The organism is Allocoleopsis sp. (genome assembly GCF_036703385.1).
In the GTDB taxonomy this organism is placed as follows: Bacteria; Cyanobacteriota; Cyanobacteriia; order Cyanobacteriales; family Coleofasciculaceae; genus Allocoleopsis.
The window spans coordinates 1-11,278 of the sequence record NZ_DATNPA010000732.1 but is presented as its reverse complement, the minus strand read 5'-3'; the positions used below and the strand labels follow the sequence as shown (position 1 = coordinate 11,278).

The window sequence follows — 11,278 nt, the reverse complement described above, 5'->3', positions numbered from 1 at the left end:
CAGCAGTTCGGGACTTTTACCGGGGAATGCTCAAAGATGCCTTCAACCGTCTGATGAAGACTTCCCTGACAACGGAAGTTCGCACCGATCGAAAAGCTTACGCTGATATCGAGTCAATCAAGACGTTTGAAACTAATCTGCGTGAGTTACTGCTGTCTGCACCTGCGGGAATGAAGCCAACCTTAGCCATTGACCCTGGATTTCGGACTGGCTGTAAGGTGACTGTCCTCAATGAAACCGGGAAATTTTTGGAATACCAAACTATTTTCCCCCATACAGGTGCTGGACAACGTACTCAAGCGGTTAGTATCATCAAGAACCTGATCGAGAAGTACAAGATTGAACTAATTGCGATCGGTAACGGTACCGCCTCCCGCGAAACGGATGAGTTTGTTACGGAAGTGCTAGCGACGTTGGAACGCAAGCCGATTAAAGTGATTGTCAATGAGTCGGGTGCCTCGATTTATTCGGCAAGTGAGGTGGCACGGGAGGAGTTTCCTGACCAAGATGTAACGGTACGGGGTGCGATTAGTATTGGACGCCGCTTGCAAGACCCACTCGCTGAATTAGTTAAAATTGACCCCAAATCGATTGGTGTGGGACAGTATCAGCACGATGTTGATCAGAAGCTGCTCAAGAAGAAGCTGGATGAAACCGTTGAAAGCTGTGTGAACTATGTGGGTGTGGATTTAAACACGGCATCCAAGGAACTCCTGACCTTTGTTTCTGGCATGACGCCAACGATCGCAAAAAACATTGTCGCCTATCGCAACGAGCATGGTGCGTTCACCAATCGCCGGAAACTGCTTAAAGTGCCGAAGTTGGGGCCAAAAGCGTTTGAACAGGCGGCGGGTTTTTTGAGAATTCGTAATGGTGAGAACCCGTTGGATAATACGGCGGTGCATCCTGAGAGTTATCCGGTAGTGGAAGCGATCGCATCCGATCTAAAAGTTCCCCTAACACAGATATCTCAAGCGGCAGATAAGCTCAAGTCAATCGATTTGAAAAAATACGTTACCGATACCGTCGGCATTCCCACGTTACGGGACATCATCAGCGAATTGGAAAAACCAGGACGAGACCCACGCGCTGAGTTTAAGTATGCCACCTTCAAAGAAGGAGTCAAGGAAATCTCCGACCTTCAAATTGGCATGGAACTTGAAGGTATTGTGACCAATGTTGCTAACTTTGGCGCGTTCGTTGACATCGGTGTGCATCAGGATGGGTTAGTGCATATTTCACAACTGGCAGATCGATTTGTCAAAGACCCCAAAGAAATTGTCAAAGTAGGACAAGTGGTGAAAGTAAGAGTGCTGGAAGTGGACGAGAAATTAAAGCGAATTAGCCTATCCATGCGAGCGCCGGATAAGCCAATTGGTGACGGAAGTAGCAAAAAAATCAGCAAGCGTACAGAGCCAAAATCGCCCACCATTGAGGACTTAAAAGCGAAATTTGGTAAGAAGAGATAGTTGAGAAAAAACTTTCTTCAATGAAATATCGCTAGATTTGCGGAACTAGCTCCTCTCATCCTGTATCTCTATTGAGCCAACTCCCTGCCAAGTGATCTAATGAAATCTTACCGTTCTGTTTTTTGGCTCAATAGCGCATCTCTTCTGCTAGTTTTAGCTCTAATTATTTATGCCAAATTCTTCGGTTCATCTGTCAGTGACTTATTTCTTCAACCTCCTTTCCATCGTTCTATTGATGTAGCTTTCTTGACCCATACCTTCCAAATTCTGTGTTGTGTGCCCCCCGTAGTTTGTGCTTTTACTTTTGCCTTACTCAGCCGAATTCAACCTCGTCGGACAGAGAATATATTTATTCTGTATTCTGCGCTGCTAACGGGAGGTTTCCTGTTTAACGAAATTTATCGCCTTCACGTCATCCTTGGCATCGCAGGCTTTCCCAAACTGGCAACTATCTCCGTCTACGCCATTATTCTTCTGGGATACGGATTGGCTTTCAATCGACGAATTAAATCAACTCCCTACTGGATATTACTCGTTGGTTTGGGCTTATTAGCCTTTGGTATCCTGATAGACTCATTACACTTAAACATTGGGGCATTTTCTAGCCTTTTAGAAGGTTTCCCAAAGTTGTTTAGTGAAATCAATATCGTCTTTTATTTTTGGTACGTTTGCTACGGAGAAATTATGCGATCGCTCCGCGCTGCCTATTTGGGTCAATCGCTCCCCTAGAAACTATCTCAAAACTGATGAAAGCTCAACAGGCGAGGAAGACCTTTATCAGAACTAGACCACTGCATTTTTTAGGACAAGCTTTAAGGCGCGGGAAACATACGCTTCCCAAGGTTCAGTCGTGGGTTGAAAAACTAATGCATAAAGCATCACTCCACTCATGATGTCGAAAACTAGATTGGAATCAACCTCGGTTTTAACTTCATTTCTTGCTTTTGCTCGTTCCAAGACAATCGCAAAAGCTTGTCGTCGAGGTTGTAAATATTTTGTCCAGTAAACCTGAGCAAACGGGGGGTTGCTAGTTGCGCTGCTGATAATCATGCCAACTGTTTGTCGTCCCAAGGGACTGAGGGTAATTTGTGCGGCACTTTGAATTAGTGCTTCTATATCGCCCCAAAAACTACCTGTGTCGGGAATGATAACGTCTTCTCTGTGACTTTCAATGGCATCTGCAACGAGTTCTTCCTTGGATTTGTAGCGTCGGTAGATCGTGGGTTTACTAACACCTGCACGGGCTGCGATCGCGTCGATACTCATGCGCTCAAATCCTACTTCTGCCAGCAATTCAAGGGTCGCTTGCAGAATGGCTTGATGAGATTGGGCACTGCGAGGACGTCCCAGCGTTTTTTTTTCAGTATCACTCATACATGTTAGGCTACATTACGAAACGTTATCGTATCGAAAGCAAGAGTGCTGAATTATGAACCAGCGTCCTCGTCCTCGTTACACAGACAAAAATAGTCTCCAGACACTCCATGAAGGGCTGGAGGAATACTACGCTGTCAATTCCGACTTTACCCATCCCAGCACCCAACCAAAGGATTTTGCCAAGATCTTACTCGCCCATGATGCTAGTCACGTCATTTATGGCTGCGATACGGACATGTACGATGAACTCAAGATTCTGCCACTGACATTTTTGACAAGTGATTTCAAGTTCCGAGATTACCTGCGCGAACGGAAGAATCCAGCCGTAGATGTGATGTACGCCGACTTGATACAACGTGATGGTGTAATTTGGCTGTACAGTGCAATCTTGTTTGAATTGCCGCGATTGTTGCCAGAGTTGATTTCAATGTGGCTAAAAAATCGCAATCGTCAGCATTTTGTCCCATTTCTTGAATTTGAACTAATGCTAGACCGTTCGCTGTTGGAAATTCGTCAAGAGTTTGACCTTTTCCCGTTCATCAAATGAGTGGTTTTAGGAGAGTGTGTGGGGATTGCAACTACTTGAGACCAAGTAAATTAGCCTTTGCTTGGGATCTGGAACACCATAAAGTGCTGCTGAGGTAAAAAGTTTTTGGTTTCCAGCCATTGCAAACCCACTGCCGACATTTCTTTACGCACTTGCTTCTGAGTCATTTTGTGGATGCCTTTAATAGGAATCAAGGGGTTCTCACGCCTGTACTCCACAAGTACTACCCGTCCACCCGACTTGAGCGATCGCACAATCCCTTCCATCATCTCTCTGGGATACTCAAACTCGTGATAAGCATCTACCATCAGAGCTAAGTCCACACTGTTTTGGGGTAAATTAGGCTTGGTAACATCTCCCAAAATCGGATCAACGTTGGTAACTTTATTCTCTGTTTTTAGAAAATTCAGGATATCGAGCATCTCCGGCTGAATATCCACTGCCAGCACCTTCCCTTGAGGTATCCGTGGACTGATGCGAAAGCTAAAATAGCCAGTTCCTGCCCCAATATCCGCCACCACATCGGTGGGTTTCAGGTTAAGGCTGTCTAGTAATTGCTGTGGCTGCTCAGTCGTCTCTCGACTCGGTCGTTCTAGCCACAAGGCTTCTGTATGTCCCATTACTTTAGCGATTTCTCGCCCCATGTAAAATTTGCCAATACCGTCTGAGCTGTGAACCCTTCGTTCCTGATACACAGAGTTCGGATTTGCAACGGTCTTGGAAACTTGAATTTCCCACCCGCTCAGCGTCAACCAAAGCAGGACGACAAGGATAATGGCTACAACCCGTAATGGCAGGGATGGATTATTTTCTTTCATGCCGATGATGGCTCTCTATAGTTGGTTTGAGCGTGACAAAATACTCTTTTTGTATAAATAGTTTAGTGATGTCAGCCGTTTGTCCAGATCGTACAGGAGCTTTTTGGCAGTATTAGAGAGAAGGGCGTCACCTGTGAGAGCAAGAATGACACAACAAAATCAGAAGCCAACGGCTAACACTCCGCTGAGTGAGCGGCGTCACTCTGACCCACCAGGACTTTGGGCGACTGTTGTTTTAAGCTCTCTGGTCATTCATTTATTTGTCTTGGGAATGCTGCGTTTATGGCTGATGGTACGCATCAACAGCTTTCACTCCGCTAGATCTCTCATTCCTGTCGATGTCATTGCCCAAGCGTCCGAAGCCTCATTGCCACTTCAACCCACGCCAACAACGGCATCAGTTGCTCCCACTAACTTGCCCTCGGTAAACACTCCCACCAAGACACCCAAGCAGGTGCCTACCAGTCAAACCGCCTCAACTTCACTCCCCGCAGACTTGCCGAAGACGAATACATCCCCCGGTGTTACTCAAGCAGGTAAACAAACCCCGTCTCCGAAACAGTCTCCAACGGTGAAAAAATCGCCTGCAACCAACCCATCTCAAAAGCCTTCACCGGGAACACCCACACAGAAGCCCTCGCCTGCTCCCATTTCTTCCCAAAACAATCAGTCTGGAACACAGACTTCCTCAAGCAAGCCTGACTCACCCAATAACAAGGGGAACGAGACTAATGGCTCATCAACCTCTCCTTCTCCCAGTCCCGTCGCTTCCAATGGGTCAGGCGGAAATCAGAACTCATCGGACTCTCAGTCAGGGGGTATCTTAATTTCCAGTACAGGTACACCTGACCCGATTGCTAACAACGGTGAGATTCTCCACCCTAACGACCCCAATTACAATGACAAACTAGCCTCTCTGCTAGAAGGCAACAGCAAATTATCTGGCGCTGAACTCAAACAACTGGGAATAACGTTAGATCGGGACTTGGCGTTGAAGGTGGAAATAATCATTGAGTCCACTGGAAAAGCAACCCTGGTAAGGCTTCCGCCTCAAGAGCTGCCAGGAAATCTCAGTGCTGATAAAGCTAAGCTCCTGGCTAACAAGAGTATCGCCAAGCTAAGGTTTAGTCCTACTTTGATGGCCGGTAAACCCGTTGATCGGGATTATAGTCTCACACTCAAGATTAGTCCGAGTCAGAAATAAGCTAATCGTTATTCATTAACCATCAATTCAGCAACAAACCCTTAAGATCTATGAAGAATCCCTAACGAATCTGCCCCAGACTTCATCACTGAGGCCAGGAATGTGAATCTATTATGCTTGATGCTAGTTCAGTTCTAGACGTATTACGACCCGTTCAAGACCCCGAACTCCGCAAGAGTTTGGTCGAATTGAACATGATCCGGAATGTCACAATCGACCAAGGTACGGTTAGCTTTACCTTAGTATTGACAACGCCCGCTTGCCCCTTGCGGGAATTTATTGTTGAGGATTGCCAGAAGGCAGTAAAGCAATTACCCGGTGTGGAAAAAGTTGTGGTGGATGTCACCGCTGAAACACCTCAGCAAAAATCGCTGCCCGATCGCACGGGAATCGATGGGGTCAAGAATATTGTGGCAATTTCCAGTGGTAAGGGGGGTGTTGGCAAGAGCACCGTAGCGGTGAATGTGGCAGTAGCCTTAGCGCAGGCGGGAGCCAAAGTGGGTTTGATTGACGCGGATATTTATGGCCCCAATACACCAGCGATGCTGGGGTTAGCCACTGCCCAGGTGTCGGTGCAGCAAGGTGCCAAGGGAGAGGTGTTGGAACCGGCCTTTAACCACGGTGTCAAACTGGTTTCAATGGGCTTTTTGATTGACCTAGACCAGCCCGTGATTTGGCGAGGACCGATGTTGAATGGTATAATCCGCCAGTTTCTTTACCAGGTCAATTGGGGCGAATTGGATTATTTGATTGTGGACATGCCACCTGGAACTGGTGATGCCCAACTCACCTTAAGTCAGGCCGTCCCGATGGCAGGAGCTGTGATTGTGACAACGCCGCAAACCGTAGCGTTATTGGACTCCCGCCGGGGATTAAAGATGTTTCAACAGATGGGAATCTCTGTACTGGGAATTGTGGAAAATATGAGTTACTTTATCCCACCCGATTTACCCGATCGCCAGTACGATCTGTTTGGTTCGGGTGGCGGCGAGAAGACATCAAAGGAGTTGAATGTTCCCTTGTTAGGCTGTATTCCCCTAGAAATTTCCCTCAGGCAAGGAGGCGATGCGGGAGTGCCAATTGTGGTTGCCGACCCGGAGTCAGCATCGGCTAAAGCACTCGTTGCGATCGCATCCCAGATTGCAGCCAAAGTCTCCGTCGCAGCCCTCAGTAGCCATTGAAGAGTGAAGGATGAAGGATGGTGTGAAATGGATCGAGCATCAAATTGCCGCTGTTAATTAGTGAACAAACCTGTTGAGGAGCAGCCCTGTTCAGTCTTGACGCTTCATCACAAAATCTTTTCTAAAATTCCTGAAACTTAGACTTTAGCCGAGCTAATTGCTAACAATAAGAACCTTCACAGCTTGATATGTTGCAACGAACACTATTTGGTACGCACGTTGGGATGCGATGGAAGTCGTTCCTGGCACCTTGGCAGCAACTAGACTGGCCGCTCTTAGGCTTAACCCTGGGTCTCACCGGTCTTGGTGGGGTGATGATTCGCAGTGCTGAACTGAATAATGGGCAGACGGACTGGTGGTGGCATTGGATTATTGGCGGTATTGGGCTAGCCATAATACTAGTGATCGCACGATGGCGCTACGAAATCCTCATTCAATGGCATTGGGTTGTTTATGGCATCACGATTGTCGGTCTGATCGCGGTGATGCTCATTGGTAGCACTGCCAACGGTGCTCAACGGTGGATCGGCATCTTGGGCTTCCAGGTTCAACCCTCTGAATTCGCCAAAATTGGGTTGATTGTTAGTCTGGCTGCGATTCTCCACTCAGAACCCGCTTCAACCTTGATGGCTGTTTTGAGAGCCTTAGGAGTGGCAGCCGTTCCCTGGATCTTTGTCTTTTTGGAACCTAACTTAGGAACCTCATTGGTGTTCGGTTCCATTACGATGGGAATGCTCTATTGGGGGAATGCCAATCCAGGCTGGCTGATACTGATGCTTTCTCCCATTATTTCAGCGATCGTCTTCAACGCCTTTTTACCAGCGTGGTTCTTATGGGTAGGCGGAATGGTGTATATTGGCTGGCGCAGTTTCTCTTGGCCGATATTAGGAGCCTTAGGAGCCTTAGCCGTGAATGCGGTTTCCGGTGGTTTAGGGCACCTGTTGTGGGGCTTGTTGAAGGATTATCAAAAAGATCGCCTGCTTCTATTTTTAGACCCCGATAAAGACCCCCTGGGAGGAGGGTACCACTTGATCCAATCTAAGATTGCGATCGGAGCTGGTGGGATTTGGGGAAGAGGACTTCACCAAGGCACCCAAACCCAACTCCGCTTTATCCCGGAACAGCATACTGACTTCATCTTCTCCGCGATTGGGGAAGAACTGGGGTTCATCGGCAGCTTATGTGTCCTCCTCGCCTTCTGGTTCCTCTGCCTGCGCTTGGTGATTATTGCTCAGAATGCCAAGGACAACTTTGGTTCTCTCATAGCCATCGGTGTTCTATCCATGATTGTGTTTCAGACCGTCGTTAACATCGGGATGAATATTGGTTTGGCTCCCATTACCGGTATTCCGCTGCCTTTACTCAGTTATGGGCGATCGGCTCTGCTGGCGAACTTTCTCGGTCTTGGGTTGGTGCAATCAGTAGCCAATCATCGACCTCGATTAAAGTTTTAGTTATTAGTCATTCGTCGTCAGACCATAGTTTTGATCAATGATCAGTGACGACTGACTCCTAGTAAGCTATTAATACAAACTCAGTTCGTAGAGATTCATGATTCTTCCAGGCTCGATTGTTCGCGTCATTAATGCTAACGACATCTATTACCACTTTCAAGGACTCGTCCAACGTGTGAGTGATGGCAAAGCGGCGGTCTTATTTGAAGGAGGCAACTGGGACAAGTTAGTCACGTTCCAACTCTCTGAACTAGAAGCTGTTGAACTCACAACAGGGAAAAAGGGCAAATAAAGGATGAAGTATCAAGGATGAAGGATGACATATGAAATATGAAAAGGGAGTTAATCGCTTGCATATCGGTTGAGTCCTTCCTGAAGCTTTGACCAATCATCAGCTTCATCGTAATTTGCGGCAACGGCTACGCCGAAAATCCTTCATACTTCCTATGCGTCTTCCTCTACCCCAGTTTTCACTTGGCGATCGCCCTGAGCATCACATTGCTGAGGTGATCGAAACAGCAACAACAGAGTTTTTGGCTCAGTGTCTCGAGCCGGAAGATTTAAGCTTTCCGGTGATGCCTCCCTTTGGGAGCTGGGTGAGGTCTGTGGATGAAGAGTCAGGAAATCAAGTCCTAGCCGTGGTTTATTATGCCACCACCAGCCCAATCGATTCTGTACATCGAGCCAGAGCGTTGGGGTTGTCACTGGAAGAATTGCGAGAGCAGCAGCCTCAAATTTTTGCCATGCTCAAAACCGAGTTTCGTGCGGCGATTGTAGGATTTACGCCGCCAAGCCAGGGGAGTAACGGTTCAAAGTATCTCAGTGGCCCCGCCTATCAGTATCTTCCCCCCCGTCCGCCGCAAATTCATCAAGCGGTCTACCAGTGCCAACCCGAAGAGATTATTCACTTCAGCGAACAGTTGGATTTTTTACGGACGCTGTTGCAAGTAAATGGAGCGCCAGTAGAAGCCCTAACCGCAGCGGCAATTCGAGAGGTTTATCAATTACGCAAGGCTGACCGTGATTGGTTAGTGAAAGCCGGACGAACATTGAGCATCCTACTCAAGGATGATTATGACCGCTTACGGTATATTTTGAGCCAAATTCACTGGTAATCAATTAATAACTCAAAAAATAGCGCGTAGGGGCGAGAGAGCGATTGCTTTCTCTGGATTACCCTAGAGGGTCGCCGTCGCCTAGAAAAGCCTAATTCCCTCCCTAGAAAGAAGTTACAACCAAGATTTACAGTTAAGATTCCATAGCCCTTAACGCTGCAAGGAACTTGAGAGGCACAACTGTTTTGGAGTAATCCCTGTTTCAGCTCACTCATCAGCTACGCCAGCCATCTACCTCCTCAGCCCGGTGCTTATGGAATCAATTACAGAATCTCTCAAAGAACCCGTTGTTTCCTTTGCGCTCCTTTTAGCCGTTATTTTATTGGTGCCTCCGATATTTGAGCGACTGCGACTGCCTGGATTAGTGGGTTTGTTGGCAGCAGGGGTTTTACTAGGCTCAAATGCACTGAACTTACTTAACAACAAATCTGAGACGATGATTCTGCTCTCAGACATCGGAAAAATTTATCTGATGTTTGTCGCAGGGCTAGAAATTGACCTCACGCAGTTCCGCAAAACCAGAAATCGCTCCCTAGGATTTGGTAGCACGACGTTCCTCGTGCCGTTAATTACCGGCACCCTAGTCGGTCGTCTGGTTGGCGGCTTTGATTGGAATGCGTCTATTTTGATTGGCTCCCTACTGGCGTCCCATACGCTTCTCGCCTATCCGATTGTGCAGCGTCTGGGTGTCGTCAACAATGAAGCTGTCACCGTCACGATTGGTGCCACTATTTTTACAGATATTGGCGCTTTGCTGGTTCTAGCCATTTGTGTCGGTGTTAATAAGGGAAACTTTTCAGCCGCCAGCTTAGCGATTTTGCTCGTATCGTTAGCCATCTATTCACTCGCCATCTTATTTGGCTTTGATCGGCTGGGGAAAGAATTTTTTCGTCGTACTAAAGGTGATGAAGGCAATCAATTTTTATTTGTACTGTTGGCGGTGTTTCTTGCTGCGGTAGGAGCGCAGCTAGTTGGAGTTGAACAAATAGTTGGAGCCTTCCTTGCGGGTTTAGCCGTAAACGACGTTGTCGGGGATGGGCCGGTTAAGGAAAAGGTCGAGTTTATTGGCAGTGTGCTGTTTATCCCAATCTTTTTTGTGGATATGGGCTTGCTGCTCGATTTCAATTCCTTTGTTAAAACCCTGTCCTCTTTTGGACTGACGGTAGCAATTATCGGGGGGTTAATCGGGAGTAAGTTTGTTGCAGCCTATATCATCAAGCTGGTCTATCGATACAATCAACAGCAATTGCTGACGATGTGGTCACTCTCTTTACCCCAAGTGGCGGCGACTCTGGCGGCAACCCTGGTGGGATACCAGGAGAAGATTCTCGATGAAGCCGTCCTCAATAGTGTGATCTTAATGATGCTGGTCACATCAATTATGGGGCCGTTGATTACGGCACGAGCGGCGGCTCAACTGACCCCAGATGCATCGGCTCTAGCTGATGCTGAGCCGTTAGACCTTCCAGCAGAGTCGAAAAAGACAGGGGAGTTTACCGTTGTGGTGCCGATTTCAAATCCCCAAACCGAACGGTACTTGATGGAAATGGCAACGTTGCTGGCACGGCACGAAAGGGGTCGAATTGTACCATTGGCGATCGCACAGGCTCATGCTCGCATGGATGACCCGGAAATGGATAAAGCGGTTCACCGAAGCCAGATGTTGCTCGACCGGGCACAAGAGCTGAGTCGAGAATTGGGCGTTGAGGCGTCACCGCAACTGCGAATTGAGTACGACATCGCTCCAGCCATTACCCATGCGAGTCGCGAACAAGATGCCAGTATGATTGTGCTCGGATCGAGTGGACGAATAGGGTTTCGTGCCCGCTTGTTCGGTAATGTGACGGATAGTGTTCTGTGGTCGGCGCACTGTTTAGTCGCAGTGGCACGGCTTTTGGATTCCCCGCTGAAAATTCGGCGGATTCTAGTACCCGTAGAAAATTTATCAACCTCAGCGATACGACCTGTGCGCTTTGCCCAGATTTTAGCTCAGGTCAATCAAGCTCAGGTGACGTTGCTCCATGTCTGCGACCCCAGAACCCCACAGGGTAAGATTGCCTGGACTCGTTCTCAGTTATCGCTGATTGCCTCTCAGCAGTCATCCGATCCACCA

11 protein-coding genes are annotated in these 11,278 nt (G+C 47.8%); 9 read left to right on the top strand and 2 right to left on the bottom strand.

Annotated elements, in window-relative coordinates:
- Positions 1–1,469, top strand: a 1,469-nt coding sequence (locus V6C93_RS34600; protein WP_333481231.1) for a helix-hairpin-helix domain-containing protein, incomplete at its 5' end; no start/stop codon positions are given.
- Between the two features lie 99 nt (positions 1,470–1,568).
- Positions 1,569–2,198, top strand: coding sequence for a hypothetical protein (locus V6C93_RS34595; RefSeq protein ID WP_333481230.1), 630 nt, complete (start codon positions 1,569–1,571; stop codon positions 2,196–2,198).
- Positions 2,199–2,252: 54 nt separating this feature from the next.
- Here V6C93_RS34595 and V6C93_RS34590 read toward each other — a convergent pair whose 3' ends face one another.
- Positions 2,253–2,843, bottom strand: a complete 591-nt coding sequence (locus tag V6C93_RS34590; protein WP_333481229.1) for a TetR/AcrR family transcriptional regulator — start codon at positions 2,841–2,843, stop codon at positions 2,253–2,255.
- A 55-nt stretch (positions 2,844–2,898) separates the two neighbouring features.
- Between V6C93_RS34590 and V6C93_RS34585 the strand changes: the two genes are divergently transcribed.
- Positions 2,899–3,393, top strand: a complete 495-nt coding sequence (locus tag V6C93_RS34585; protein ID WP_333481228.1) for a hypothetical protein — start codon at positions 2,899–2,901, stop codon at positions 3,391–3,393.
- A 50-nt stretch (positions 3,394–3,443) separates the two neighbouring features.
- On the opposite strand, the gene V6C93_RS34580 is transcribed toward V6C93_RS34585, so the two are convergent.
- Positions 3,444–4,211 carry a class I SAM-dependent methyltransferase gene (locus V6C93_RS34580; protein ID WP_333481227.1) on the bottom strand — a complete coding sequence of 256 codons (768 nt, stop codon included), beginning with the start codon at positions 4,209–4,211 and terminating at the stop codon, positions 3,444–3,446.
- Between the two features lie 145 nt (positions 4,212–4,356).
- Between V6C93_RS34580 and V6C93_RS34575 the strand changes: the two genes are divergently transcribed.
- The 6 genes from V6C93_RS34575 to V6C93_RS34550 all read left to right on the top strand — a co-directional run.
- Entirely contained in the window at positions 4,357–5,415 is a 1,059-nt protein-coding gene (locus V6C93_RS34575; RefSeq protein ID WP_333481226.1) for a hypothetical protein, read from the top strand.
- Between the two features lie 113 nt (positions 5,416–5,528).
- Positions 5,529–6,596, top strand: a complete 1,068-nt coding sequence (locus V6C93_RS34570; RefSeq protein ID WP_333481225.1) for an Mrp/NBP35 family ATP-binding protein — start codon at positions 5,529–5,531, stop codon at positions 6,594–6,596.
- Between the two features lie 188 nt (positions 6,597–6,784).
- Positions 6,785–8,050: a rod shape-determining protein RodA gene (gene rodA / locus V6C93_RS34565; RefSeq protein ID WP_333481224.1), complete on the top strand. Its 1,266-nt coding sequence runs from the start codon at positions 6,785–6,787 to the stop codon at positions 8,048–8,050.
- A gap of 97 nt (positions 8,051–8,147) precedes the next feature.
- The gene (locus tag V6C93_RS34560; protein ID WP_333481223.1) at positions 8,148–8,342 is read left to right on the top strand and encodes an NAD(P)H dehydrogenase subunit NdhS; all 195 of its coding nucleotides are present in this window, start codon (positions 8,148–8,150) and stop codon (positions 8,340–8,342) included.
- Positions 8,343–8,496: 154 nt separating this feature from the next.
- On the top strand, positions 8,497–9,165 hold the full coding sequence (locus V6C93_RS34555; protein ID WP_333481222.1) for an HAS-barrel domain-containing protein: 669 nt from the start codon (positions 8,497–8,499) through the stop codon (positions 9,163–9,165).
- 253 nt (positions 9,166–9,418) lie between these two features.
- On the top strand, positions 9,419–11,278 hold a 1,860-nt coding region (locus V6C93_RS34550), incomplete at its 3' end, for a cation:proton antiporter (protein WP_333481221.1).